23 protein-coding genes, 11 pseudogenes and 1 other annotated feature are annotated in these 26,300 nt (G+C 59.5%); of the genes and pseudogenes, 23 read left to right on the top strand and 11 right to left on the bottom strand.

Annotated elements, in window-relative coordinates; translation table 11 throughout:
* Positions 1-376: 376 nt before the first annotated feature.
* Both KRR38_RS32970 and KRR38_RS32965 read right to left on the bottom strand, forming a co-directional pair.
* Complete coding sequence (locus tag KRR38_RS32970; RefSeq protein WP_217408015.1) at positions 377-1,804, bottom strand: ATP-binding protein; 1,428 nt, start codon at positions 1,802-1,804, stop codon at positions 377-379.
* Between the two features lie 459 nt (positions 1,805-2,263).
* A complete protein-coding gene (locus KRR38_RS32965; RefSeq protein WP_217408014.1) occupies positions 2,264-2,617 on the bottom strand; it encodes a hypothetical protein in 354 nt (117 codons plus the stop codon).
* 262 nt (positions 2,618-2,879) lie between these two features.
* Here KRR38_RS32965 and KRR38_RS32960 point away from each other — a divergent pair.
* The 10 genes and pseudogenes from KRR38_RS32960 to KRR38_RS36755 form a co-directional block, all read left to right on the top strand.
* Positions 2,880-3,949, top strand: a pseudogene (locus KRR38_RS32960) (IS3 family transposase); the annotation flags it as partial.
* Positions 3,161-3,277, top strand: a sequence feature (AL1L pseudoknot). It overlaps the preceding pseudogene by 117 nt.
* Positions 3,919-5,311 (top strand): annotated as a pseudogene (locus KRR38_RS32955) (IS30 family transposase). The pseudogenes KRR38_RS32960 and KRR38_RS32955, both read left to right, overlap by 31 nt.
* Before the next feature lie 300 nt (positions 5,312-5,611).
* Positions 5,612-5,818, top strand: coding sequence for a phage integrase N-terminal SAM-like domain-containing protein (locus KRR38_RS32950; RefSeq protein ID WP_217408013.1), 207 nt, complete (start codon positions 5,612-5,614; stop codon positions 5,816-5,818).
* A 24-nt stretch (positions 5,819-5,842) separates the two neighbouring features.
* A pseudogene (locus KRR38_RS37240) lies at positions 5,843-6,312 on the top strand (tyrosine-type recombinase/integrase); the annotation flags it as partial.
* Between the two features lie 133 nt (positions 6,313-6,445).
* Complete coding sequence (locus tag KRR38_RS38065) at positions 6,446-6,604, top strand: transposase zinc-binding domain-containing protein (RefSeq protein WP_217408012.1); 159 nt, start codon at positions 6,446-6,448, stop codon at positions 6,602-6,604.
* Complete coding sequence (locus tag KRR38_RS38060) at positions 6,588-6,962, top strand: transposase zinc-binding domain-containing protein (RefSeq protein ID WP_375293497.1); 375 nt, start codon at positions 6,588-6,590, stop codon at positions 6,960-6,962. The genes KRR38_RS38065 and KRR38_RS38060 overlap by 17 nt, the downstream gene beginning before the upstream one ends.
* Positions 6,931-6,999: pseudogene (locus tag KRR38_RS38055) on the top strand (hypothetical protein); the annotation flags it as partial. The gene KRR38_RS38060 and the pseudogene KRR38_RS38055, both read left to right, overlap by 32 nt.
* The gene (locus KRR38_RS38050; RefSeq protein WP_217408128.1) at positions 6,972-7,331 is read left to right on the top strand and encodes a transposase; all 360 of its coding nucleotides are present in this window, start codon (positions 6,972-6,974) and stop codon (positions 7,329-7,331) included. The pseudogene KRR38_RS38055 and the gene KRR38_RS38050, both read left to right, overlap by 28 nt.
* Positions 7,332-8,043: 712 nt before the next feature.
* Positions 8,044-9,198 carry a sensor histidine kinase gene (locus tag KRR38_RS32925; RefSeq protein ID WP_217408010.1) on the top strand — a complete coding sequence of 385 codons (1,155 nt, stop codon included), beginning with the start codon at positions 8,044-8,046 and terminating at the stop codon, positions 9,196-9,198.
* Positions 9,199-9,309: 111 nt separating this feature from the next.
* Positions 9,310-10,115: pseudogene (locus KRR38_RS36755) on the top strand (IS3 family transposase); the annotation flags it as partial.
* A 2-nt stretch (positions 10,116-10,117) separates the two neighbouring features.
* Here the strand turns inward: KRR38_RS36755 and KRR38_RS36750 are convergent.
* The 3 genes and pseudogenes from KRR38_RS36750 to KRR38_RS32900 form a co-directional block, all read right to left on the bottom strand.
* Positions 10,118-10,270 (bottom strand): annotated as a pseudogene (locus tag KRR38_RS36750) (ATP-binding protein); the annotation flags it as partial.
* A 175-nt stretch (positions 10,271-10,445) separates the two neighbouring features.
* A complete protein-coding gene (locus KRR38_RS32905; protein WP_217408138.1) occupies positions 10,446-10,766 on the bottom strand; it encodes a hypothetical protein in 321 nt (106 codons plus the stop codon).
* Positions 10,767-10,778: 12 nt separating this feature from the next.
* Positions 10,779-11,048 carry a hypothetical protein gene (locus KRR38_RS32900; protein WP_217408007.1) on the bottom strand — a complete coding sequence of 90 codons (270 nt, stop codon included), beginning with the start codon at positions 11,046-11,048 and terminating at the stop codon, positions 10,779-10,781.
* 334 nt (positions 11,049-11,382) lie between these two features.
* Here KRR38_RS32900 and tnpA point away from each other — a divergent pair, with 334 nt between their 5' ends.
* A complete protein-coding gene (gene tnpA, locus KRR38_RS32895; protein ID WP_217408006.1) occupies positions 11,383-11,823 on the top strand; it encodes an IS200/IS605 family transposase in 441 nt (146 codons plus the stop codon).
* Positions 11,824-11,846: 23 nt separating this feature from the next.
* Here tnpA and KRR38_RS32890 read toward each other — a convergent pair whose 3' ends face one another.
* From KRR38_RS32890 to KRR38_RS32870, 5 genes and pseudogenes are all read right to left on the bottom strand, one after another.
* Positions 11,847-12,068: a hypothetical protein gene (locus tag KRR38_RS32890; RefSeq protein WP_217408137.1), complete on the bottom strand. Its 222-nt coding sequence runs from the start codon at positions 12,066-12,068 to the stop codon at positions 11,847-11,849.
* Complete coding sequence (locus tag KRR38_RS38045) at positions 12,014-12,451, bottom strand: transposase family protein (RefSeq protein ID WP_375293494.1); 438 nt, start codon at positions 12,449-12,451, stop codon at positions 12,014-12,016. The genes KRR38_RS32890 and KRR38_RS38045 overlap by 55 nt, the downstream gene beginning before the upstream one ends.
* 242 nt (positions 12,452-12,693) lie before the next feature.
* A complete protein-coding gene (locus KRR38_RS37230) occupies positions 12,694-12,996 on the bottom strand; it encodes an ATP-binding protein (RefSeq protein WP_305800865.1) in 303 nt (100 codons plus the stop codon).
* Positions 12,997-13,142: 146 nt separating this feature from the next.
* Positions 13,143-13,410: pseudogene (locus KRR38_RS32875) on the bottom strand (IS21 family transposase); the annotation flags it as partial.
* Positions 13,406-13,581: pseudogene (locus tag KRR38_RS32870) on the bottom strand (transposase); the annotation flags it as partial. The pseudogenes KRR38_RS32875 and KRR38_RS32870, both read right to left, overlap by 5 nt.
* A gap of 423 nt (positions 13,582-14,004) precedes the next feature.
* On the opposite strand from KRR38_RS32870, the gene KRR38_RS32865 reads away from it, so the two are divergent.
* The 11 genes and pseudogenes from KRR38_RS32865 to KRR38_RS32820 all read left to right on the top strand — a co-directional run.
* Positions 14,005-14,652: a response regulator transcription factor gene (locus KRR38_RS32865; RefSeq protein WP_217408004.1), complete on the top strand. Its 648-nt coding sequence runs from the start codon at positions 14,005-14,007 to the stop codon at positions 14,650-14,652.
* Between the two features lie 1,284 nt (positions 14,653-15,936).
* Complete coding sequence (locus KRR38_RS32860; protein ID WP_217408003.1) at positions 15,937-18,516, top strand: EAL domain-containing protein; 2,580 nt, start codon at positions 15,937-15,939, stop codon at positions 18,514-18,516.
* A gap of 188 nt (positions 18,517-18,704) precedes the next feature.
* The gene (locus KRR38_RS36745; protein WP_254515859.1) at positions 18,705-19,205 is read left to right on the top strand and encodes a hypothetical protein; all 501 of its coding nucleotides are present in this window, start codon (positions 18,705-18,707) and stop codon (positions 19,203-19,205) included.
* Positions 19,206-19,229: 24 nt separating this feature from the next.
* Positions 19,230-20,061: pseudogene (locus tag KRR38_RS32855) on the top strand (tyrosine-type recombinase/integrase).
* A 210-nt stretch (positions 20,062-20,271) separates the two neighbouring features.
* On the top strand, positions 20,272-20,838 hold the full coding sequence (locus KRR38_RS32850) for a hypothetical protein (RefSeq protein ID WP_217408002.1): 567 nt from the start codon (positions 20,272-20,274) through the stop codon (positions 20,836-20,838).
* Between the two features lie 220 nt (positions 20,839-21,058).
* Positions 21,059-21,493, top strand: coding sequence for a site-specific integrase (locus KRR38_RS32845; protein WP_217408001.1), 435 nt, complete (start codon positions 21,059-21,061; stop codon positions 21,491-21,493).
* Complete coding sequence (locus KRR38_RS32840) at positions 21,490-22,482, top strand: site-specific integrase (RefSeq protein WP_217408000.1); 993 nt, start codon at positions 21,490-21,492, stop codon at positions 22,480-22,482. Before KRR38_RS32845 ends, KRR38_RS32840 begins: the two co-directional genes overlap by 4 nt.
* A gap of 54 nt (positions 22,483-22,536) precedes the next feature.
* Entirely contained in the window at positions 22,537-22,773 is a 237-nt protein-coding gene (locus KRR38_RS32835) for a hypothetical protein (RefSeq protein ID WP_217407999.1), read from the top strand.
* Entirely contained in the window at positions 22,742-23,467 is a 726-nt protein-coding gene (locus KRR38_RS32830) for an EAL domain-containing protein (RefSeq protein WP_217407998.1), read from the top strand. The genes KRR38_RS32835 and KRR38_RS32830 overlap by 32 nt, the downstream gene beginning before the upstream one ends.
* A 198-nt stretch (positions 23,468-23,665) precedes the next feature.
* Positions 23,666-24,196: a hypothetical protein gene (locus tag KRR38_RS32825; protein WP_217407997.1), complete on the top strand. Its 531-nt coding sequence runs from the start codon at positions 23,666-23,668 to the stop codon at positions 24,194-24,196.
* Positions 24,197-24,376: 180 nt separating this feature from the next.
* Positions 24,377-24,690: pseudogene (locus KRR38_RS32820) on the top strand (transposase); the annotation flags it as partial.
* Positions 24,691-24,997: 307 nt separating this feature from the next.
* On the opposite strand, the pseudogene KRR38_RS32815 reads toward KRR38_RS32820, so the two are convergent.
* Positions 24,998-25,824 (bottom strand): annotated as a pseudogene (locus tag KRR38_RS32815) (IS110 family transposase); the annotation flags it as partial.
* Positions 25,825-25,848: 24 nt separating this feature from the next.
* Here KRR38_RS32815 and KRR38_RS32810 point away from each other — a divergent pair.
* On the top strand, positions 25,849-26,211 hold the full coding sequence (locus KRR38_RS32810) for a hypothetical protein (protein WP_217407995.1): 363 nt from the start codon (positions 25,849-25,851) through the stop codon (positions 26,209-26,211).
* Positions 26,212-26,300: the final 89 nt, after the last annotated feature.

Here is a 26,300-nt window from a genome sequence, read left to right as displayed (position 1 = left end):
CAATCTGACCCCGGCTGAATACCTTGCCGGATCAGGATTTTGCATGGCCCCGATCGGGGCCATGCAAGTCGGAAGCTAATGCTGGACCTGGACCACCAACCCCAAGCGCTTCAAGGCGACAATGCACTAACAATCAACACGGACCACTCAGTGGCGGCCGGTCACCCGGACCGCGACACTATCAGCGACTCATCGCGCGCCGCGATTACCGGATGTCCACAGATGGAACTGGCAGCCAGCACGGCGATCCATCACCGCTTGATCAGAGCCGTGCCGCGGCCACCGCCGGATGGCTACGGCAGGCGCGGCTCCAGAATCGTCACTGGGCATTGGATTCGCGAGAGATTAGGCTGTCAACCTACCCCACTGATACAACTTAACTTAATTTCCGATCAGCCACTAAGGGTAAGCGAAGGTTAAACCTAGCACCGCCATTACTCAGGTTTTCCGCCCACAGTCGTCCGCCGTGGGCCAAGATTATCGTGCGGCTAATGAACAACCCCAGTCCCAGCCCTTCGGCTTTCGTAGTGACAAAAGAATCGAACACTGAATCGATTGGCTGGCACTGAATTCCCGGTCCGTTGTCCGCGACTGTGATTACTATAGCATTAGAGTCGCAATAGGCGTTGATTTCTATCCTCGGCGTCTGGTAGCCATCGACGGCCTCGAACGCGTTACGTAGGAGGTTGAGGAGCACCTGCTCGATTTGCACGCGGTCGCCAGCCACTGCTATCGAAGGATCTACGTTTGAGGCTACTGACGCCGAGGGTGAAGCAAGCCGCGCCAATGCGAGGGCATCGGCTAAGATCCTGCCTAGTTCAAATACCTCAATTGTACCAGCCTTCTTGGACACCATCGTTCTCAGCGATCGTATCGTTCGACCGGCGCGGTGGGTGTTAGCGTCGATCTCCTTCAAGGCAGCGGCAGCGTTTCCTAGCTTTTCATCGGCCAAGAACCGAAGTGCCGCAGCCGTAAAGTTAGAAATTGCGGCCAGTGGTTGATTAATTTCATGGGCGAGGGTTGCCGCCATGTTGCCCATGGTGGTGAAACGGGAGGCGTGGATTAGTTCCGATTGAAGGACGCGTGTCATCTTATCGGCCTTCACGTGTTCGGTGACGTCATGGCCTTCGCAGAAAATTCCCATAATCCGGCCGTTTTTGCCGAACCTCGGCGCGTAGAGGATGTCAATGTAGCGATCTTCTTCTGAACCGGTGGGGTTTAACAAACGGATGGGGATGCCGTGTGCTACAAAAGGCTCTCCGGAGCGGAAGACATTGTCGAGCACCTCAATGAACCCTTGCTTGACGATTTCGGGTAGTGCTTCGGCAACCGTGCGCCCGAGCACATTTCGTCCCCCAACGATTTTGCGGTAAGAAGCGTTGGCTAAGGTGAACCGATGTTCCGGACCGGATGTCATCGCAACGAAGCCTGGCGCTTTTTCAAACACTTCGTATAGTGAGTTTCTCTCCTGCTCGATCTGCCGGCTAAGCAGGACCTTATCCGTCCTGTCGCTACAAATACAGAGGACGCCGACAACCTTCCCGTCTTCCCTGACCGGACTGTAGGAAAAGGTGACCCAGCGGCGCACAAAATAGCCACTTTCGCAAACTGGCACCTCGAGGTCCTCGACCAGACCGCTATTACCCTTCAGCGCTTCGTCGAAGAAGGTGCCGATTTCCGACCATAAGCCAGCCCAAAGGTGGTGAATTGGCTGCCCGAGCGCCTTCTCATAATCCTCTCCAAGTAGAGATACAGATGCGGCATTGAATATGCACGTTCGGGATTTTCCCCACGCCAGAAACATGGGTTGTCGGGTTTCGAGAATAAACTCGACCGATCGTTTCAGAGATCCAGTCCAGTCATCGCGAGGTCCAATGGGAGATCTTGCCCAATCATGAGCGCGAAACATTCTATCGAATGCAGCGCAGGGATCATTTTTTCCCGTGCAGAGCTCAAACACTGGACCACTCCGTCTTGTCGTAGTCAGTTTTTGCGCCCGATCTAGAGTGCAGGGGAAGCGATGCAGGTGTCGGTCGGTTGACGAGCATAGAAACAGCCTGGAAATCCCTTCCTAGCAAACCCTCCGCTCATCCCGCTTGCGATGTGAGGCAGGAGCCGACCTCATCAGGGTAGCGCCTGTGCTGAAGATTGATAGTCTGGCTTTTCGCGGGAGGCGCTTGGCAATCGTTGGTGGAAACCGGCGCGCGTCAAGCCGCCCTGTCGCGCAATCACTATCCAGCTAGCCGCGTTACAAGAGACATCCCTAGCTTCTGACGGTACTCAATAGCCTGGCCCACAGCGATTCTGCAGGCGGACGCTCGAAAATTCGGAGGTCTGGATCTTCCTGATTAGGAATGCCGTAGAGGGGCACGTTAAATCCGGCCTCTTTTAGCGCCTGCGTGAGCATTGCTAACCAGACCCTTTTGCACCGTCTTGCATCGGTGTCACAAGAGGCATCCTTACCGATTTTGAGCATAGCCTCCGATGGATTGGCGAGCCAGTTGAGCGTCGTCGCAATGGCGGCATGAGCAACAACATGCGCGTCGGCCTCCAGGTCCTTTGAACCATGGATTCCAGCGTCCATGATAGATTTCGAAACTCTATTGTGAATGTCCATGGCCATGCTCCTTCAATGGCTGTCTCCGTCAGCAGGTGGGTCTGCGTGGGGCGATTGGTGCATGGTTTGAATAGGGTGAGATAGCGCACGATAGGTAAATGATATGAGCCTGTACGTTGACCCCAGTAAAGGTACGGTATCATGGTATCCGGTATTCCCGGGCTTGGTTGAATGGCTAAAAGAGTCGCGGTCCCGGCAAGTTGGCCCGGCGGACCGCCCCGGGATTGTCGGAGACCCTAACTCCTGAGAGGAAGGGTCTACGATGAGCAAGGCGGCGATCAAGTTTGCCCCGGAGGTTCGTGATCGGGCAGTCCGCATGGTGCTGGACTACAAAGCCGATCATCCATCCCGCTAGGCGGCGATCGCATCCATTGCGGAGATGATTGGCTGTTCGGGGCACACGCTGCTGGACTGGGTGAAGAAGGCCGAGATGAACAGCGGCAAGCGTGCCGGCGTTCCCACCGAGTTGGCAGACCGCCTCAAGGCGCAGGAGCGCGAGAACCGTGAGCTGCGCCAGGCCAACGAGATCCTGCGCAAGGCTTCCGCATAGTTTGCCCAGGCGGAGCTCGACCGCCCGTTCAGGCGATGACCAGCCTCATTGATGAGCATCGGGGTGATTACGGGGTCGAGCCGATCTGCCGGGTTCTGCCGATCGTCCCATCCACCTGCCAGGGACGTGCGGCACAGCGCCACGATCCGTCGCGCCTGTCACAACGTGCCCAGCGCGACGATGTCAGTGGGCGTCCAATTCTCCGCTAAAGCACATCTGAGGAAAGTTCTGTGCCAGTGCAGACGAGGCGATGAAGCCCGAAGTTCGGCGCATGTTCGACGCCAATTTCAACGTCTATGGCGTGCGCAAGGTTTGGCGACAAATGCAGCGGGAGGGCTTCGACATTGCCCGCTGCACGGTGGAACGGCTGATTCGCGAGCTGGGCTTGCAGGGAGTTATCCGGGGCAAGCCAGTGAAGACGACGGTCGGTGACAAAGTCGCACCGTGTCCGCTCGATCAGGTCAACCGCCAGTTCGACGCCTCGGCGCCGAACATGCTGTGGGTGTCGGACTTCACCTATGTCCCGACCCTGGGCGGGGTTTGTCTACGTGGCCTTCGTGATCGACGTTTACGCCCGCTATATGGTCGGCTGGCGGGTGATCAGGACGGCGCATGCCAGCTTCGTGCTAGATGCTCAGGCGATCCATGATCGGCGCCCGGTCCATCGTGGTGGCCTGATCCACCACAGCGACCGCGGCAGCCAAGGGCGGACTCAATCGGTCGTTGCAACACTCGACGAAAGGAGGTTGCGATGGGCATTCGGAAGCGGCGATCAGCTCGATGCAGACGGCCGCCGTTGCGATCACTTGGTCGGGCGCCGGTGGCGACGCGGAACGAACTCTGGGTATCCATCGCGACCGGGATGAGCAGCGAGGCAGCTGCGTTCAAGGCGGGCGTGTCGCAACCTATCGGAACCAGATGGTTCCGGGAGGCGGGTGGTATGCCACCAGCGGTGTTCACGCCCGCGGCGAAGCCGTTGTTGGGAAGATATTTGTCCTTGGCAGAGCGGGAGGAGATCGCGCTGCTTCTGGTTCAGCGTCGTAGCCTGCATGAGATCGCGCGCCGGCTTGGTCGCTCGGCCTCGACGATATCGCGGAAAGTTCGGCGCAACGCGACCATGCGTGGCGGCGGCCTGGACTATCGTGCGACCGTGGCCAGTGGCATGCCGAGCGATTCGCGCGTCGGCCAAAAACGGCGAAGCTTGCCAGCAATCCCGCCTTGCGCTCCTATGTGGAGGAGAGGCTCGCACGGCGTCGTGCGCACTAGCAGCGGTGGCCCGATTGCCGGGCCCGCGGTGTTGGGGAAGGGGCGTCGACACGGGCCGCGGCAAGACAGGCGCTCGGCGTGGGGCTGGAGCCCGGAACAGATCGCCAGCCGCCAGGCCGCCGACTTCCCGGATGACAAGACGATGCGCATCAGCCACGAAGCCTCTATCAGGCGCTTTTCGTTCAGGGCCGCGGCGCCTTGCGACGTGACCTTACGGCTTGCTTGCGGACAGGACGGACATTGCGCACGCCGCGTGCGCGCGTCGGCCTACGGGGCAAGAACTTTGTCTCGCCCGACATCATAATCTGCCAGCACCCGGCCGAGGCCGACGACCGGGCAGTGCCAGGGCACTGGGAGGGTGATCTTATCCTCGGTCTGGGCAGTTCGGCGATCGGCACGCTGGTGGAGCGTGCGACGCGCTTCACGATGCTGCTGCACCTGCCGCGCATGAAGGCTCATGGTGATGGGCCGAGCATCAAGAACGGCCGGCGCTTGCGGGACACGGCGCCGAGGCGGTTCGTGACGCAATCGCGCGTACTATCGTCACCTTGCCCGAAGAGCCGCGACGCTCGCTGACCTGGGATCAGGGCGCCGAGATGGCGCAGTATGCCCGCCTGAAGGTCAATGCCGGCTTGCAAGTCTACTTCCGCGACCCGCAAAGCCCATGGCATCGAGGCACTAATGAAAATATCAACGGCTTGTTACGCCAGTACTTCCCGGAAGGTACCGATCTTAGCGCTCATGATCCCGAAGCGCTCGCGTGGCGGCTACGCTCAATTTCCGGCCTCGCAAGACGCTGGGCTGGAAAACGCCGGCTGAGGCGCTTGACCAATACCTGGTACAGATCGACAAACCCCCCTGTTGCAACGACCGGTTGAGTCCGCCGAGGATGTCTCGAACAAGTATACCGAGTGCCTTGCCGAAGCCGGCATCGAGCCATCGGTGGGTAGTGCCGGCGACAGCTACGACAACGCCATGCCCTACGCCCCCCATGGCCGCATAATTCGAGCGGTTTCCACACGAACTGAATCGGTGGGGATTGAACGAACCCGCTGACGCGGCAGAGGCGGGTATTGGCTGGAATGGCCTTCTGATGGGAAGGTTTGATTGCTGAGACCCACCCCTGATCAGGAGACATCCCATGGCAGATACTACCACGCCAGCGGTGAGCCCGCCGTATGATCGACGATATGATGCTGCGCAACCTGTCCCCGGCGACGCAGCGGTCGTATTTGCACGCCGTCACAAAGTTTAGCCGCCATTTCGGCCGCTCACCGGATCGGCTTGGGCTTGAGGATGTCCGCGCATTTTGGGTCTATCTCGTGTCGCAGGGTATATCCTGGCCGTCGCTGAACCATACCGTTCGTGCGTTGCGCTATTTCTAGGGCGTGACGCTGAACCGAGGCGAGATGCCCGAGCGGATTGCCTATGCGCGGACGCCTTTCAAGCTGCCGGCAATCTTGAGCCCCGACAAGGTGGTTCATTTTCTCGAGGGAGTGCCGTCCCTGAAGGCGCGGGCTGCCCTGACCACTGCCTGTGCCGCTGGACTTCGCGTATCGGAGGCGGTCAGGCAGAAGGTGGGCAATATCGACAGCGACCGCATGTTGATACAGGTCCGCCGCGGCAAGGGCGCCAAGGATCGCACGGTGATGCTGTCGGCCCAACTGCTCGACATCCCCCGCACACACTGGCGCCTGATGCGCCCGGCCGACTGGTTGTTTCCCGGACGGGGCGATGGGCCGATCGACGTGACCGTCCTGCATTCGACTCGCCGGTCCGCAACGAAGGCGGCGGGATTGCCAAGAAGGTCAGCGTACACACGCTGCGGCACAGCTTTGCCACCCATCTGCTCCAGAGCGGCGTCGATATTCGCATCATCCAGGTGCTGCTCGGGCACAAGAGCCTGTCGACGACGGCGCGCTACACGCAGGTTGCCACGACAACGATCGCCGCAGCACAAAGCCCACTCGACCGTTTGACCCTAGGTGGTTCCGCCCGCCTGAGGCAGCGTCATGCGTTCGGCGTTGGAGGTGGCGGATATCTTCCGCCACCATGGCCCTGCCTATGCCCAGGCTCACGATGGCCATCTCGGCCGCGTCGAGCGCCGCGTCATGTCGCCGATCGAGCTGTGCCGAACAGCAGCGCTCGGCGGTCATGTCGAGGCCTGCTAAGACTGCGTGCACAGCCGCGTTGCAAACAACTTGTGCCGGAACCGCCACTGCCCGAAGTGCCAGAGCTGCACGCGAGCAATGGCTCGCCGACCGCAAGGCCGATCTGCTGCCGGTGCCCTATTTTCACGTCGTGTTCACCGTGCCGGCAGAAGCCGCAGCGATCGCGTATCAGAACAAGCGGCAGATTTACGCGATCCTGTTCGACGCCGTCGCCGAGACGTTAAAGACCATCGCCCCCCGATCCCCGGCACCTGGGCGGCGGGCTCGGCTTCATCGCCATACTTCACACTTGGGGACAGACGCTCACCTATCATCCACATATCCACCGCCTGGTGCCAGGTGGCGGCCTATACGTTGATGGCGCCAGCTGGATTGCCTGCCGTCGTCGGTTCTTCCTGCCGGTCCATGTGCTCTCCCGACAGTTCCGGCGGTTGTTTCTCGAACGGTTGCAAGCCCCCCTCATGCCGCCGGATGGCTGCAATTCTTCGGCGATCTGGCGTTACTCCACCATGCCGCATGCTCTGCCGAGACGATCCGGGCGCCGCGCAAGAAGCGCTGGATTACCTGCGCCAAGCCGCCCTTCAGTTCGCCCGAACATGTACTGGCCTATCTCGGTCGCTATACCCGCCGCGTTGCCATCGCCAACAGCCGACTGGTGCGCGCCGACGATACAAGTGTGACCTTCCGCTGGCGGGACGATCGCCAAGGCAATGCATCCGCGACATAACGCTCGATGCGCATGAGTTCATCCGGCGGTTCTTGCTCCGGTGTCTGCCCATGCTGTGGCGGCACCTTGCGGATCACCGCAGCTTTCCCGCGAGCACGGCGATGGCCCGCACGTCATGAATGCCCATCGCAGCCCTTATGGATCACTACGGCGTCGCTGCTGACCGATACAACGATGAGCGCATTCGTGTCATCGTTGCGCACGGGATTGGCCCCCATCAAGCCCGCCACCAAGGTGTTGGCGGTGCCCTCCATCCCGAGTACAACGCCGGAACATTGCAAGTAGCCGTGCTTCCGGCCACCCCGAGCGCCATCTCTCCGGCGCCCCCAGACCTGCCCGCGCACCGCCGCGCGACCTCACAGACCCTCCAGATTCCCTTTCCCGCGCTGGTGGGATACACGCTGTCTACTGGTGGCAGGACGCCAGCATGGATGGCGCGAACGCTTTCACAGGCCCTTCGGGACAGGGTCATCGCGGCGATTGATTGTGGGGTGTTCGAGCCCCATCGGCAACATCCCCGCACGCAGAAGCTGAAGCACAATCTATGCCATGCTGGTCGATGCGCACTATGTCTACATTACTTAACCCAGATGGCCTCCGGCAGTCCCGTGGCGGATCAAGGGATATATGGGGTCCGGTGTATGGACCTCGGCTCAGACTAGGTCTAATGTTGTGGTGCGCGCAACCTTATGACGCCCTGCAAAACCTTCGGATGTTGAAAGTGGTGGGAACTTCGGTTAACGGCTCAGATCCCGACGGCAACCCGACGGTTGATCTAGGCGCCAGCACACCAAACTACAAGAAAATGTATGAGCGAATTTCCGATCTCGCTCGGATCGGTGTGTGGGAATGCCACTTACTGACAGAAGAGTTGATGTGGACGGATACGGTTTACGATTTGTTTGGCATGCCAAGGGGGGGGGCGCTGGACCGCTCAGAAATTGTTAAACTTTACGAGCCCAGATCTCGTGTGGAGTTAGAGCGTCGCCGTGCCGAGGCCATCTTTTACGGAACTGGCTTTTGCCTCGACGCTCAAATCCAGACAATCAATGACGGGGAGCGCTGGATTAGAATTATCGCTGACGTGGAGCAGGAGGCCGGTCAATCGACTAGAATCTTTGGCACGAAGCAAGACATAACTGCTGAGAAATTGGCTCAAGATAAGCTTAACGCACTACGAAATGAACTCATTCATGTCTCGCGTGCTAGCGCCATGGAGACGATGGCCTCATCCTTGGCACATGAATTGAACCAGCCGCTCGGGGCGGCAGCCAATTACTTGGCGGCGGCAAGGAGGATGGCAGGCCGCGACGGCGCCTCGGAAGACCTCACCCATGCTCTCGGGAATGCCTTGGAGTCCACGCACCGGACAGGCGAAATCATACGGCGGTTGAGAGTTATGCTCTCGCGACGGACCACTAATAAACAAAAACTTTCGGTTCACGAGGTCGTCGGTCAGGCGGTTTTGCTGGCGACCGCTGGTCAAGAACACATCTCAGTCGCATGGGAACTCAATCATGTTCCACCGATTGAAGCCGACCCAATCCAAATACAGCAAGTTCTGATCAACCTGATTAAGAACGCCTGCGATGCAGCACGATCGCTTCCCTGCGCAATCGAGATCAAGGCCTCTGTAAACGATCGAGAGATCGAACTTTGCGTCGTCGACTCAGGCCGAGGTATCCCTTCCGACATTCTTCAACGCGTATTCGACCCTTTCGCGACCACCAAACAGTCGGGGATGGGACTGGGCCTCTCGATCGTGCGGACGATTGTCGAAGCGCACGGCGGCCGCGTCGCCGCGCAAAATCGATCCGAGGGGGGAGCCGAAGTCCGCCTCACACTGCCAATCAGTGAGCACAGTTAGAGCTTGCGACTGAATAGCCCCTAGATTTCTGGACGCCTTCGATCCTAATTTTGAGGACAGGAGGCGATGATGGGGAAGCCCAATTTCAGTGAGTAGTTCAAGCGTGATGCGGTGGCCCAGAACACCGAGCGTGGTTATCCGGTAGCGGAGGTATCGCAGCGGCTCGGGGGCAGCCCGCACTCGCTGTATGCCTGGAAGCGGCGGATCTCGAAGGTCGTGACGGGCGAAGCTGGCAAGGAGCCGAGATCCGCCAGTTGAAGCGCGAGATGGCCCGGGTTACCGAGGAGCGCGACATCCTAAAAAAGCGGCCGCGTAGTTCGCCAGGGATGCAAAGTGAAATACGCGATCGTTGCCGAGGATCGCGACCGGTTTGGATTGCGTACGATGTGTCGGTGCCCCCGCATCCAGCCCAGCGGATTTTATGCCTGCACTAAGCCAGCGATCTCGCAAAGACGCCCGGCAGACCGCGTTGATCCGGCAAGCGACAGCGGCAAGGTCTATGGCTACCGCAAATTGCACGATGACCTGCTCGATCAAGGCGAGACCTGTTGTCCTAACCGCGTTACCCACCGACCAGTCTAGCCGGCACAAAGGCGCAGATCGGCTAGAAGCGGCGTCCGGGCAGTTCGGGCGGCAGGGCCTCGGCCGTGGCCGCGAACACCCTGGATCGTCAGTTCGACGTGGCGGAGGCCGATCGCACTTGGGTGAAGGACATCACCTATATCCGCACCATGGAAGGCTTTGCTTATCTCGCTGTCGTGCTCGACCTTTACTCGCGCTGCGTGGCGGGTTAGTCGATGCAAAGCTGGCAGGCCGCCGACATGTTTCTACACGCTCTGCACATGGCCGTCTGGCGGCGCAAGCCGAAGAGCCGTGTCCTGATCCACTCGCACCAGGGTTCGCAGTTCACCAGCATGAAGGTGATCAAGATCGATCCCTTCTCGTAGCCGCGCGATACCAGCTGGAAGAACAGGTGGGCGGCGTTTGCTTCGAGCGGCAGATAGCCCAACTCGTCTATGATCAGCAGCTTGGGCCGGGCAAGCAGCGTCAGCTTTCGGTCGAGCGTCCCGTCTGTCAGTGAGCGTGCAATTCTCCCCAGATGTGGGTTCTCCCGCAATTTTGGTGCAGGCATTAGGCCATGATCCGCGCACAGAGTAGGTCGAGTCCGGCCCGGCCGTACATGGAACGCTTGATGAGCTTGAGCTTGTTGATCTTTCCTTCGACCGGTCCGGTGCTTCAAGGCAGCGTCAATGCGGCGCGTACGGTATCAATGTCGCGCCGGAGGCCTCGCGCAAAGAGGCAATAGCGCTCCCCAGCAGCTGAGCGAGCCACTGGTCAAACTCGGCGGCGTTACGTCCTACCAGGATGTCGTCGAACCGCCGTGCCAGGTCCGCCGCTTCGGCGATCACGGGCGATGCGGCTCGCACGGCATCGACAAACCGGGCGTCGTTCTTGCGGAGCGTTTCGCTCGGCGCGGTGAGGAAGCGGACCGATTGGCGCGACGACGGCGGTTTCCAGCGTGAGTGCGCGACAAAAGGCGTTGGAGGCTGTGACAAGCCGTCGCGCAACTGAGACTTGATTCAGCGGCGGAAGCTTCGCGCTTCGCCGTGATAGCCACGACCACACACCTCGCGATAAAGTTGGGCGGCGTTTCGACAGCCTTCGTCCCAGCGCGTGCGCAGATATGCTTCAAAAGCGATCGCTGGATGACGAGACGCGCGTTCCCAGGTTCCGGGCCGCTTGTCGAGAAGCCACTGACGGATGGTCTTGCGATCACGACCGGTTTCGTACGCGATTGCGGATATGCTCCAACCTTTGTCGCGCAAGCTGACGACTGCATCGAACATCATGTGGCAGTGCGCTCGGCTTCGTCGCTGATGGTCGGGTGCAGCAATGAACATCCCGATTGTCGCGGCTGTTCCAACGGCCCAACCGGAGTGACATCGTTCGCTAGCGATCGTCCGACCTCGCGGACGAACTTGTAGCGCTTCTCTACGGCGGCGAGCAGCGCATCGGAACAGTTTCGCAGCATATGCCAGCGATCTGCAACCTGCCGGGCCAAAGGCGCGCGCCCTCACGCGCACCTTTGGCTTAGCCGCCGGCCCGATCACGCGCGATGATCTGCGCGCCAGGGTTGGAGTTTAGAGACCCGCTTTTGGGAGGAACCCCTCCGACTTCAGTCGGATGCTGGCTTCAGCCACAGACTCGCGCCATCAAGAGCGTTGTCACACGACTTTTCATCATCGCTACCATCTCGTCTCGGCGCCGAAGTACCGGTTCAAGATGCTGCACGGGGAGGTCCGCCTGCGGGTGCGCGAGATCATCCGGCAAGTCTGTGACGAAATGGGCGTGACCATCGTCAACGGTGCTTTGTCGCGCGATCATGTCCACATGTTCGTTGAAATTCCGCCGCACGTCTCGGTCAGCGACTTTGTGCGCTGGGCCAAGGGGCGCTCCTCACGTAAAATCCAGCAGGAGTTCGAGCACCTCCGCAAGCGCTACTGGGACAACGATTTTGGCGAAAGAGGCTACTGCTCGACCACATCCGGCAACATTACCGACGAAATCATCATGCGCTATCTTGACCGACATACCCACAAGGACGGCTTCAGCCCCTCCGCTTGATCCTACCGGCGTCAGCCGGTCAGTCATTCAGCCAGGCGGCAAGTGTCGCACTCTCGATTCGGCAAAAGATCCACGACTTGGTTGGCCTCGAGATCGACCAGCACCGTGCCGCCTCGTTGCCCTTTTCGCCAATCCCAATCCCAATCCCAATCCCAATCGTCAACGTCGAGGACGCGCGGGGCGCCGTGTTTCACCTGACCCTCGGCATTGACGATCCGGCGCATCGTGTCGGCGCTGACCGGCATGCTGAGCCGCTCGATGAGACGAGCGCCCGCTTCGCCGCCGAGAGACCAACCGAACGCTGAATGTCGCGCAGGCGCTTCGTCCGGCGAGCGTGGCCGCTGGCGAAACTCTCGGCGCGCTCGGCGAAGATACGCTGCGCGCACCTCCGGTTGATACACCGCAGCCGGCGGACATGAACGCATAGTATTACCGGGCGCCGCTGCCACGGGAGATCAGCGATGCGCCGCCGGTATCTACTGTGCATTCGCGACGACGCACGCCGACAGCTTGGACAGCGCGGAGCGGGCGGTCGAGATCGACAATTGATTACAATGCGCTCGGCATCGAGAATGACCTGCTCAACGAGCAGCTCGCGTGGGATGAGCGGCAGGATATGTTTGGGCATTGTTGGGTAAGGCTCCCTCTCTCTGGAGCCTCTGTGAAGCAACCAGATTCATGGTTCGTTCCCTGCCTGCGCCGAAATTGTGGGAGAACCCACATCTGAGGAAAGTTCGTTGCCCGTTGACACCGTCGCGGTGGGCCTTCGCCAGCATTGCCACCAGCGTTGCCGCGGTGACGAACTGGACCGAGTAGTTCTACCGGATCGCTTCGCGGTCCAAGGCTACCTTCAAGTGCGTCTTGCCGGTTCTAGGAGGCCCGAGGAACAGCGTCGTGTCGAAGTGCGCGATTCCAGCGGCACGTCACGAGTTCGCGGATCTGGCCAGGATTCGAGCGAAGGCTGAGCGTCGAACTCGAAGCGTCGATCTCGCGCACGAACGGGAACTGGGCAAGCTTGCTTGCAATGGAGATGCGGTGCTCGTCGCGACGCGCGATCTCTCGGGAGATAAAGAAGGCGAGCGCTTCGCGTAGGGTCATTTTCGAGCGCGCCGCTTCGTCGAGCAGCGTGTCGAGCTGGTCCCGGATCGCCGAGAGCTGGAGCCGGTCCAGCATCGCCAACCAGCGCCTCATGCTCCATCGCCGTCATCACCAGCCCCCCTCCGACCAGAGCCTCGTGCTAGGCGAGCGGTGCAGCAAGGCTGGCGACGGTATCGGCGGTGACGTCGCCGCACAGAAGGAGCCTGTGCCCACCAGACCCGCCATATGCGTCCGGTCGACGATCCGTTGCCGGCGCCCGTCGCACACAGGATGGTCGGCGACGACCTCGCCGACATGGCGTACGATGACTCGGCCGGCGAGAGCCACAACCTGGACGGTCTCTCCGGCCATGCGCCAGGGTACCGAGTAGCTGTGGGTGTCGAGGTCGATCGCACAGTCGGGCAGGACCTTGCGGATCAGGTCACGCGGCTGGCCGAACGGAGCACGGCCGCCGAGCGGCCGAAGGGCGCCGGCATCGTCGGCGATCCTTCACCACCACGTTGTCGAGCATCGCCTCGGCCAGCAGCTTCTTCAGCCTTGCATTCTCATCCTCGAGCGCGTGCAGCCGCCTGGCCTCGGGCACTTCCAGGCCGCCGAACTTGGCCTTATACTTGTAGAGGGTCGCCCGCTGATCCCATGGCGGCGGCATATCTTCGCCGACCGCCGTCGAAGGCAGCTGTGACTTTCTTCGTCTGACCGCTGGGAATCGAAATTAGCTTGAGATAACGCCGTGCATGGCGGATGTAGCACTTGGCATTTTCTGTCCCGGAGCAGGGACGGCTTAGATACCCAATTTCTTACGTTAGAACAGAGCTTTACGCTACTCCCGCCAACCCTTCAAATAACCCTGGACGCATAAAACGGGCTAGGAAACGTCGATCGTCATCGTTATATATATATTGGCATCGGTGCCTCCCATTTTCGCCTGATGATATGCCCGTGGCTCGTGGAGAACTCTCGCCGGCCGCATCCCCGACAGCCCCGCTACCGTATACGAACGGTAAAGACAAAGGCTTGATTTTGCTGCGTAGGGAGCCGATGGCAAGGCCCGATCCTAGCTCCTGAAACGTCCGGATTAAAGCGATGGGCTCTAACGTGCCGCGAATAGAATTTGGGCCTCCGGTCGTATATGTTGTGGATGATGATCGTGATTTTCGCGTTTCCGTTGTGACGCTTCTGTCCGCCGGAGGCGTGCAGGTGCGTCCGTTCGCGGAATCGCACGATCTACTCCGTGAGATCGACGAGCTCCCGCCTGGCTTCATACTCCTCGACATCCGGATGCCCTGTATTGGCGGCATTGATCTACTCGCTATGCTCCGCGAGCGCGATTGCCATTGGCCCGTCGCTATCATGACCGCGCACGGGGAGATTCCTCTTGCGGTTCAGGCAATGAGGCTCGGTGCGATAGATTTTCTGGAGAAGCCATTCACGGTCGAAGCCCTAGATGAAGTTCTTCGAGTCGCGTTCGAAAAGTTGCCGGATACTGTCGTTAAATCGCAACACAGAAAGGCAGGCCATCGTATTTTTTCATCATTAAGCCCCCGACAGAAGCAAGTATTTACCGGGGTTATAGAGGGGTTAACAAGTAAGGAGATGGCCATTCGATACGGCATCAGCTATAGAACCGTACAAAGCTACCGGATTGATATGATGAACAAGCTCGGTGCGAAAAATCTTGTTGATTTACTGGAAATAAACTATGCTATGCATGGTATGAACGCACGAAATTGATTTGACCCAACCGCCTTGAAGCCCCACTGAACTATTGGCGGCATATTAAAGAGCCCGGTCAATTAGCGTGCAGGAATGACGTTCGATGCAGGCTTGATGCGAGAAATTAAGTTCCACTGTCAAAACCCAATCTTCAGCTTGGTACGGCCGTCGTCAAGCCCCGCGGCCGAGGGCGGCATTCTCGCAAGGTCGACGCGCCTGGCAGCGTCAAAAGGCCGAACATGCCACTCATGCCTCTCGACGCGAGGAAAGCCTAAACGGTTCCCGGGCCACCCACGGATCGAAGCACCGGTTCGTTGCAGGTGTTGTCGCCTTACTGGAGGACTCTGGACAGTAGCAGGTAAAATGTCGAGTCGTAGCGACCGCTGGTGCGGACCTGCCCCGCAATAGGCTGATGGAAAAGGTGAGGTCGGCCTGGGTCAGAAGTTGCACTGACTAGGTTCGTTGGCCTCTGATCCTGCGCTTCAATAGCCTGGAGCGCGTCCGAGAACTGCCTTACCTTTGCGACACGAATTGTTTCAAGAGTTGCCCGGGGCGACATAGTTGGCGTGCTGCCATGACTCTACGGTAGTCACCATGCGGGGGCGCCTCGGTAAAACTTTGGTAAGGGGTGCGGCCTCACTCAAGTCGAGGCTGGCTTGGACCGGTGAGGTGGCGATGCGGACGATACCTAAAAGTGTGGAGCACGGGACACGCGGACCAATTAAGGCTCCTGATCGACGTCCAGCAGGCTACGGTGGCGCCGAATCGCGTTCCCGCGAGGCGCGCCTCGAAGTCGCTTTGCAAGGTCGCATGCAAACGGGCGAAAGCTGGGTGAACCTCTTGATATGCAATGTTTCCTCCCAAGGCCTCGGGGCACAATGCAGCGCGTCCCTTGAGCGGGGGCGCTATGTCGAGGTTCGCTGCGGCTCGCAGGTTTTGGTTGGCCGAGTCGTCTGGTGCGGCGGGGAACGGTTCGGCATCCGCACACGGGACATCATCGATGTGCCGCTTCTATTGGGGGAGCCGCCTCGGGCCGCCGCTAAACGCTCGAAGCCCGCTCGGGCACAGGCCCAGCCGCCAGGGCGGCGACCTGGAGAAAATTATCTAACGAATCGACATCTAGCGAGCGTGCTCCAATTTGCGTGGATCGCGAGCATAGCCCTGGCAGCCGCACTCTTTTTCGCCGACGAGGTACGCGGTCTCCTTGCTCGTCCGCTAGCATCCGCGGCAGCGGCGATGAACGGCGCCGCCCCGAACCCAACGCAAACTCTCTTCCTCCCCTCCTAGGATCGCGAGATTGGAATGCAACTACCTGGATCAGCAGAACTCAACGCCTGGATCGATTGCGCAGAGCCGGCGGGTCTGGAGGAGCTTGAACGCCTCGGTATAACCAATTTTCTGATATCGGCTCTGGAGGATGTGAAACTGGGAACGTGGCGGCTCGACAGGCTCACTGGCATAGCGACCTGGGACACTGTGACCAGCGTGATCGTTGGCGCGGAGGCGGTGCCTGTAACCTCCGGTGCTCTTTTGCCTGTTCATGAGGACGATCGAGAATGGTTGGCGGCGAGCATAGGGCGGAGCTTCGAAGAGGGGACGAACTATGACGCCGAGTTCCGCGCCGTGGGAACTGACGGGGATATCAGATGGCAGCGGAGTCTGGCGCGGCCGCTGTCGGCGAGCGAAGGTGAGGAAAGCTTTCTCGCCGGCATCGTTTTCGATGTCACCGGCCGCAAGCGTGCCCAAGGTGCCCTGGCCGAGAGCAAGCGCCAGCTGAGAGCAATTATCGACGCTCTTCCCGGCATTGTCTATCGCTGGGAGATCCAGCCACCCTGGCAGATGTCCTTGGTCAGCGAGGCGGCGATTTCGCTTACCGGCTATAGTCGGAGACACTTCGCTATGGGCCTAATCTCCTGGGAAGACGTTATCCATCCCGAAGACAGGCACCGTGCCATAGCCACCGTAGCCCGATCGGTCGCATCCAAGATACCCTACTCGCTTCGGTACCGCATCGTGCGTAGGACGGGCGAAATCCGGTGGGTCGAGGAGCGCGGCAAGGCGGCGTACAACGAAGGTGGAAAACCGCTTTGTCTCGAAGGTTTCATTGGAGACGTTCATGATCATGTATTGGCCGAGCAGCGCATTCGTGAGACCGAAGAGCGGTATCGACTGGCGACCAAGGCAACAATGGACCTAATCTGGGACTGGGACCTCGTCTCCGACCAGCTGATTTGGAACGAAGCGCTGCACACTTGTTTCGGGTACAAGGCGGAGATGGGGTCCACGGGGCGATGGTGGCAGGACAGGATTCATCCCGACGACCGGGACCGCATCGTCGCGGACGTTGAGGAGTTTTTTCGCAGCGGGTCCTCGCAATATGTGGGGGAGTATCGCTTTCAGCGGGCCGACGGGAGCTACGCGGAGATCTACTACCGTGGTTACCTCTTACGTGACCATGCCGGCGCGGCTGTTCGCATGGTAGGGGCGATGCAAGACCTCAGCGAACGCAAGAGTACTGAACGGCAACTGGTCTGGGCCGCGACCCGCGATCCGCTGACGCATCTACCTAATCGCTCCTTGTTCCAGCAATCACTCCAGGAAGCGCTGCAGGCATCAAAGCTTGAAGATGTGCAACTCGCGGTTTTGCTATTAGACTTAGACGACTTCAAGCAGGTCAACGACACACTAGGCCATGATGCTGGTGACGCTCTACTCAGGACATTTGCCGCCCGGCTGACCGACTGCGTATCGGATCAAGACCTTGTTGCCAGATTGGGCGGTGATGAGTTTGCCCTGATCTTGCACGACGTGATCGACGAACAGCAGCTCAAACTCCGTGCCAAACTGATTTTGAAGACGCTGAAACAGCCCTTTGTGCATGACGGAAGTATCCTGGATTTTCGCGTGAGCATTGGTTCTGCACTCTTTCCCGCCCATGGGTGCGAACCGCAAGAGTTGCTTAAGCATGCTGACATTGCCCTCAATGTTGCCAAAGGTTCGCATCGGGGCGATCTCGTAGTCTTCGAATCACAACACCGTGCAGACTTGCAAAAGCGCCTCTCCATGGTGGCGGCTGCAAGACGCGCGGTGCGGACCGATCAAATAATTCCCTACTATCAGCCGAAAGTCCGGCTCAAGGACGAATGCATATATGGGTTCGAAGCACTGCTCAGATGGAAACACGGCCGAGACGGTGCGGTTCACCTGCCGGGCAGTATTGCTGCAGCCTTTGATGATTTGGAAGTTGCCTGCGAGATCAGTGAGCGCATGATTGACCGCGTAATCAATGACGTACGTGGCTGGATGGATCGGGGAATTTCATTCGGACATGTGGCGATAAACGCTTCGGCAGCCGAGTTCCGTGGGGATCAGTTTGGCGAACGGCTCCTTGACCGTTTGCAGGCAGCCAAAGTGCCAACGAGCAAGATCCAGTTGGAAGTTACTGAAACGGTGTTTTTAGGGCGAGGCGCCGAATGTGTAGAGCGCGCCCTAAAGCTGCTGAGCGAAGAAGGCATTCGGATTGCGCTTGACGATTTTGGAACGGGCTATGCTTCGCTCCGTCATCTGAAACAGTTCCCAGTCGATGTCATCAAGATCGATCAGAGCTTTGTAGGAGGCATGGTCTCGGGGGGCGGCGACGCGGCCATCGTCGAAGCAGTTGTAAACCTCGGGCGCAGCTTGGACATCGAGGTTGTCGCAGAGGGTATCGAGAGCAAACTGCAAGAAGCAGTCCTGCTCTCCCTTGGATGCATATACGGACAAGGTTTCCTGTACTCCAAAGCATTACCAGCGAGCGGTGTTATTGACCTCGCGCAGTTCACGTCCGCTCCCAAGGTCAGCTTCGACAAAATGTCGACGTGCCCGCTTGGAAAGGCCAGGTGAACTGGCCGTCTCAGCATCTCCGCGAACAAGGCCGCTATCACACGCTTCATCGGCGCTAACCTTATTGAACAGTCCCACAAATGCTCCTCCCGACGGCATCAAGTCGGAAGCTAATGCTGGACCTGGACCACCAACCCCAAGCGCTTCGATACCTCCTCAACAAGGAAAATCCGTCGGAAAAACTATCATTGCAACTGGACCACTTCGCCCGTGTCACTTCCGGCGACGCCTATCGCGGCCCGCGCATTCACGACCTGCGCCACAGCTATGCGGTCGCCACGCTGCTGCGCTGGTATCGTGCCGGTGACGATGTCGAGCAGCGATTGCCTATCCTGTCGACCTATCTGGGGCACAGCCATACGAGCTGCACATACTGGTATCTCGGCCTGTCCCGAGCTGATGGGGCATGCTGCGCGGCGGCTCGATGCCCGGTGGGAGCAGGCGTCATGACCCGGTCCCCGCCCATTGCGCCGCTGATCGAGCGCTATTTTGCGCAGCGCCTCATGCATCAGCGCGGGGTCAGCCCGCACACCGTCGCCTCCTACCGCGACACGTTCCGGCTGCTGCTTTGCTTTGCCCAGCGCAGGCTCGGGAAGCCGCCTTCGGACCTCGATCTCGCCGATCTCGATGCCCCCTTCATCATCGCTTTCCTCGACGATCTCGAAGCGGACCGCGCGATCGGAACCTAGACCCGCGACCTCCGGCTCACCGCGATACGGGCCTTTTTCCGTTTTCTCGCCTTCGAGGAACCGGCAAGCAGTGGGCAGATACAGCGCATTCTCGCCATCCCCGGCAAGCTCACCAAGAAGCGTGAGGTCCATTTCCTGTCGCGCCCGGAGATCGACGCGATCCTCGCCGCACCAGACCGAACATGCTGGATCGGCCGCCGCGATCGTATGCTGCTGCTCTTCGCGATCCAGACGGGCCTGCGTCTTTCGGAGATTGCCAGCCTCGATCGCAGCGCCATCACGCTGGACACCGGCGCGCATGTCCGGTGCGTCGGCAAGGGCCGCAAGGAACGGTGCACCGCTCGCAGGTCAGGTTCGCGCGGCAATGCAGGGTTGGCTAAAGGAGCCCGCACGCAGCGGAGCATCAGCGCTGTTTCCAACCATCCACGGTGGCCGCCTCAGCCCCGATGCGATCCAGTATCTGCTCGCCAAGCACGTTCGGACGGCGCGCGCGCATTGCCCGTCGCTGCGCCACAAGCGGATATCGCCGCATGTCCTTCGGCATACCGCCGCGATGGAACAGCTCCAGGCGGGCGTCGATCTCTCGGTGATCGCGCTGCGGCTCGGGCATGAGTCGGTCCTGACGACGCAGACCTATCTCCATGCCCATATTGCGCTCAAGACCGCTGCACTCGCCAAGCTACAGCCGCATAATGGGAAGCGGCCGGCGCGGTTCGACCCGGAGGATCGGCTGCTGGCTTTCTCGATGCGCTCTAGCGGAGGGAACCTACATACTACGTTGGCCTGGACCTTGGCGCGTGGACTCGCCTCTGCTATCCTGTTGGAGCGCTGCGCAAAAGGCGGCGCCGGGGCGTGAGAACCCTGCCAGTGAAGCAACTCGGACACTTCGGTTTCCGGGGAGTCGTCGCGCATGTACAGGTCTTCGGACTAAAGGCGGCGGCGCATGTCACTGGCATGTTCTCACCCTCCGGCGGCTCCCGCGCCTAGCGTGCGGGAGTTCGGGACTGTTTCCGCATCCGTCTCGTCATCTTCCGCTTAACCGCATTGATGCGAACCGGAGGTGCCAATGGACAACCTTATCCCTGTCTCGCCACAAGGCAACCTGCCTCTCAGGCTGTCCCCGAGGGCTCATAATGGCGAGCTCGCGGCGTTATGGAGAATCTACGGTGGCGAGCCGTTCCACCTCTTGCGAACTCAGGAAGGGCGTGGCCTGAGCCGCGCTCGTTATCGACGCGCGCAAGAATTCCAGCGTTTGCTTGAACCCGGCGCACCGGGCGACTGGACCGACTTTCTCTACTTCACCGGCATCGTCGTCCAACTGGCTCTGTCATCGCATTTGCTTGACGTGGGCTTTTCCGACGCTTGGTGCGCCCGGCACATCGGACTCCATGTCGACAGATCCCTGGCCTATGCCAATGCCAGCGGCTTTGGCCGCAAATGCGACGAGACGGAACGCTTGGCCCAAGTCCTTTCACCCTACTGGAAATGGAACTGCCGACATCTGATCGACGGAACCCGACCTGACGATGGCGGCTTCACGCCGGACGACGTCAGGTCTCTCCTGCACGAACTGTTGGAGCATGTCGGTCAAGTAACCGGGCATGGACGTTCGCTTCGTCGAAAATGGTCATGACGCCCTCTTTCGGAACATCGTGCTCCTCTGGGCCATGAAACTATGCCGAGCCGAGCACCGCAAAGTTACCGGAATGCAGGGCCTTCGCGCGCCCACTCGGCATTGTGGGCCGCTCGGCATAATCCAAGCACTATCGGATCAGCGCGGAGGAACTGGCGTGGCTGGATGAGCGCGTCGAAATGCTGGGGCAGATCGTGCACGTCTCTACACCGGCGCGCGGGTGAGCGAAGTTCGAGACTTGCGCTGGGATTGGGTGCGGCCGCCACATCTCGCTTTGCCCGATAGCAAAACCGGCCCCAAAACCATCTGGCTGAACAGCCAGGCGCTGGCGATTTTGGAAGCGCAGCCCCGACACGAAAACTGCCCGTATGTATTCCCCAATGCGAGCGGGACCGCACCGCTCCGCCTGGACAACTGGTGGCCACATTTCAGGCGAATGTGTGCGCTGCCGGATTTGCGTATCCATGATTTGCGTCACAGTTTTGCGTCCGCCGCCATCATGGACAATGTTCCGTTGGCGACGATCGGCAAGCTTCTGGGGCATGTTCTGCCCGAGACGACCGCCAAGTATGCGCATCTCTCCGACGAGGTGATCGCCGACGCGGCAGTGAGAATCTCGGGCAACCTTGCTCAGGCGATAGGGCTGCGCCCATGACCGCCATTGCGTTAAAGCAGATCGTCACCGAGGCACTCGCGGAAGTTGGGGTCGATGTTGCCTCTATGCGGCTTCCTACGGGAAAGCCGCGCGAAACGACGTGGCTCGGCATCGAGCCTGGTTTTGGCGTTCGCCACTATGCCACCGGCCGCAACATCTACATCGTGCAGACGCGCATGGCGGGTCGGCTGCGCACCGTCACCATCGGCCCGGCGTCGGTCATAACGCGCCATCAGGCTACTGTCGTTGCACGGCGCGTACTGGCTTATGCGCGGGTCGGCCTCGATCCGGTGACCGAGCGCAAGCGTATCCGGAGTGCGCCCCGCTTCGACGACTTTCTTGAGGAATACTGGCAGCGCTGGTCGGGGCGCTGGAAGGCTTCGACCCTAGTGGCCAACGAGAAATACCGCAGGCTCTACCTCGATGATGCCTTTCCCGACATCTTCATCGATGCGCTGAACGAGGCGGACGTCACCAGATGGTTCGCAGACCTCAACAACCGGATGGGCCCTGGCGGAGCAAACCGGGTAGTCGCGATACTGAGCAGCCTGCTCAACAAGGCGGAGAGTTGGGGCTACCGCCTGGAAAACACCAATCCGTGCCGGGCCGTCCGTCCCAACCGCAAGCGCAAGTGCGAGCGGTTTTTGAGCCGCGCAGAACTGGAGCGGTTGGGCGAGGCGTTGGCTCGGGTGCGGTCGAGCGAAGACAAGGTGAGGCCGATCGCGGCGACGGCCATTGCCTTGCTGCTGCTGACGGGATGTCGGGCCGGTGAGATCACCAGCCTGCAATGGCAGGACTTACGGGGAAATCGATTGAAGTTAAGGGACAGCAAGACCGGCCCGCGCACGGTTTGGCTGGGGGACGAAGCGCGGGCGCTGATCGATGATCTCCCGAGGCTGAAGAACATTCCGTGGCTTTTCTGGAGCCCCCGCGTCACCGCGCCCTCGCTTGGCAATGCCGCAATTCTGATGAGCTTGAACCGAAGTTGACATCTCTACGAGCTCTTATGCTCTCCCCCATGGAGGTAAGCGGTCGGCGGATCGATGTCCCCCCTCGTATTTGGCTGCGCCTTTGCGGATAAAATTTCTGGTGAAGGTCGCCTCGTCGCTAATGCAATGTTGGCGGCCGAACATGCACTTTCTCAAGGAATTGCATGGCACGTTCACGAGCCGAGCCAGGACGAAGCAATTGACCGAGAAGTCTCGTTGCTTGGCGAACTGGATGAAGCGATTACCAAAGGCGATCTTCTTGCTCACTATCAACCGAAGCTCAACCTATAGACTGTGCAGATTTTGCAGCGTCGAGGCGTTAGTGCGCTGGCAACACGAAACACGGGGCCTGCTGCGCCCTGACCTCTTCATTCCACTCGCGGAACGTAATGACCGGATCGCGCGATTGACGCTCCACGTCCTACGGCAAACTATAGCAGATATCTCGAAATGGCAGTTAGCCGGACACAGCATAACGGCGGCGGTTAATGTGTCAGCCAAGCTGCTAACTTCGGAGGATTTTATTTCTCAGCTGCGCCTCATTGGCGCCGAAAGTATTATTGATCCTGTGATGCTGACCTTCGAGGTTACAGAATCCGCAGCTATGCACGATCCTCGAGCGGCGGGGGCCGCTCTGCGATCATTTCGTGATATGGGAATCGCTATTTCTATGGACGATTACGGAACGGGACAGCCTACGCTCACGTATCTTAAACAACTTCCCCTAGATGAACTTAAGATTGATCGAAGTTTCGTGCAGTTTGCTCACCGAAACCGGGCTGATGGCGTTTTGGTCCGCTCAACCGTTAATCTAGCACATGATCTGGGGCTAAAGGTGGTTGCAGAAGGTGTGGAAGATGCGGACTGTCTGGCTTTTCTACAAACGATTGCCTGCGATATGGCCCAGGGATATTACATCGGTCGACCTATGGAGACGGAAGATTTACAGCTTCTGTTAGGCCGGCCCTTCGTAATGGCGGCTTGAAAAAATCCGCTTGTCGCTCCGGGCTGACACTTGTGCCCGGACTAAAACGTCGGTCGCAAAGTCCGCGAACGGGCTCCAAGGAACGGTAAGAGGGTATTCCACTCGTCTGCGCGACATTGGCTAGAGTTAAAATATTTACCAAGTTAGTTCACTACCGTTAAAACACTTAGGCTCAATGATCGAGGCGGGAGAAATGTCATGACCGAAAGCTATGAAAAGAGACACAGGAGCCGGTCTCCGGTCGTGCTTGATGCACGCTGCCGAACCGATCGCGGCATTCGGGATTTTGTCGTCCTGGTTGATCTTACGACCGACGGCTGCTGTATCATGTCGAAACGACCTTTGTTGATCCAGGGTCAGACCGTCAACCTCCAACCCGAAACCCTGGCAGGATTTCGCGCCCAAGCCGTATGGACCCAAGACTGTCTAGCGGGCCTCAAATTCGAGATTCCACTCCACAGAGCGGTCTACGAACACATGGTCAGAACCTTTCCTAGTACGATCGATTGGAGCGGGTTCGGCGATGCCGTAACAGAAAATAGACAAAATTTGCTATCTTTGCCGGTTCGAAGGCAGTTACTTAACCGCATTCACCAGGCCGAACTAGAGAATTCAGCCCGCGAACACGCCCCTTCGCAACCCTATGCAAGAATTCAAAAATTGGCGTACCGGACCGGCATTAAAGTACAATCTACGAGCGAAAAAATTTTGCAGTTGTATCTTGGTTAGTGGACAGTTACATCGCGCAGCGATGGAACTCTACAAGCCGGCGTCGGCGGCTAGATTATTGCGCTCTGGCTTGCGCGCGATTACATCAAGGCGACCCGGGGCTAGGGTCAGAACCCGATCAGCCCGTTGAAGGCGGGCCGATTTCCTGATTCACGGCGCGCGTGAGGATAGAGTGGGTGAATGGCATTGTTCTGGTTGTTGGATGAGGCGTGGGCGGTGATCGAGCCGCATCTGCCGAAGAACCAGCCTGGAGCCGGCAGGTGGACGACCGCCGAGTGATTTCCGTCATTCCGCATTTGCTGAAGGTCGGCTGCCGCTGGTGTGATTGTCCGGCGGATTATGGCCTCTCGACGACCATCTACAACCGCTTCAATTGCTGGTCACGGCGGGGGTTCTGGTTGAAGCTGTTAGCCGCGTTAGTCGATGCAGGCGTGGTGACGAAGAGCACCGCGATCGACAGCACCTACATCAAAATCCAGCGCGCCGCATTTGGCGCAAACGTATGGCCCGCCCCGTCGGCAAGCGGTTTGCATCAGATGATCTAAGCAGTCTGCGAACGTATCCGGCATTTCGGCGCATTGCCGTTGGCCAAGATGGAGATCCGCGCGTCCTGGTCCTCAGAAAGGGGCCGGCATCGAAGTGCCATTTCGGGCCATAGGGTTCCAAGACACCGGTCGACTGTCAGGCCATCTTCTTCTCACCTCCTGCAGACATCATCCAGCGGATGCCAAGGGCATCGGCCGATCTCGTTCACGCCGCCAGCAATGTGGGTTCGAAGGTCCGTCCATGGCGTAGAAGTGCTCAGACGATCCGCGCCATTTTGGCCGCAAGAGCGACGACGACGGTGTTTTGTGCGCCCGCGAGAGCAGGCCGCGCACCCAGGCGCCCAGACGTGTGTCGCTCATGCTCATCGTCGGCAGCGACGAACGTGCACCCTGGATAAGGATCTTAGCAGGTATCGGCTGCCGCGTTTGTAATGCCGAGCACCCGAGGCTTGCCGCCGGTGGTGGCCTGACGCAGGACCAGGTCCAATCATGCAGCAAGATCGCGACCACGCGCAAAGGTCCGGGCATCGCCGACGGCAGCGACCAGTGCAGTCGCGTTGAGGGTGCCAATGCCGGGAATGGTCAGCAGGCGCTGCGTTCGCTCGTCGCACAGCGCTACTTGCGCGAACTCGGCGTCGAGGTCCGCAATCCTCTCGTCGAGCGCTACCCAGCGGGCGCGCATGTCGGTGACGAGCCGGTGAATACGAAACCCCAGAACGGGTTCTTCGGCTTCGAGCATCTCGCCGAGCGGAACCGCGAGCTTCGCACGCGCTTGCGCGACGATGTGCCCGCGCTCCAGCAGCAGACTCCTGATCTAATTCAGTGAGGTCCGCTCGCCGATGAGCTGGTCGCGAATCCGGTGCAGTGTCTGCATGTCCAGCTTCTCCTGGCTCTTCAGCTCCACGAACTGCATGGTCGGCCGTGTCGCCGTCTCTGCGATAGCTTCGGCGTCGCGATCGTCGTTCTTCTGGGCCTTCACGTATGGACGGACATATTCCGGCGACATCAACCGGACGGTTTGTCCATGCGCTGCCAGCGCACGGCCCATATGGTGAGCACCCAACAGGCCTCCATCGCCACAACGCCCCGCGCATTTCGAGGTCGTGAATGAAATTATGGTGCGAGGCGTCAGCGCCTCAACCGGATACAAGTGGATGCGCCCAGGTCGGCGCACGGCCGACCGGCGTACCATACTCGGCCTTCTTCCGCACGAAGGTGATCTGCGCCTCCGAAGACTTCGTCCTCTTCATCGCTTACTTCGTATCCTGGCCCTCCGATCATAACTGGAATTTTCCAGCTCAAAACGGCCCAGAATTCGGGATGCAGGTCACAATGCACCTGCGTTCGCTCGTACAGATTCCAGGATTGCTCAACCGCTCTATCGCTAACTTGATGGTGTTCAGCAGAGTGATCGCGGCGCGCAGCCTCTCTGGCAAATCTTTGAGCGAATGCGGCGAAGAAGCTTTATAATCGCCCTGCGCTCAGAGCGGCCGAGGGATCTGGCACGAGCTTCGTCGTACAGACGAGCAATCTGGGCAAGCTCGTGGACGAGCACCCGA

This window comes from Novosphingobium sp. G106 (assembly GCF_019075875.1).
Lineage (GTDB): Bacteria > Pseudomonadota > Alphaproteobacteria > Sphingomonadales > Sphingomonadaceae > Novosphingobium.
The sequence above is the reverse complement of the archived record's forward strand: the minus strand, read 5'-3'. Positions and strand labels throughout refer to the sequence as shown.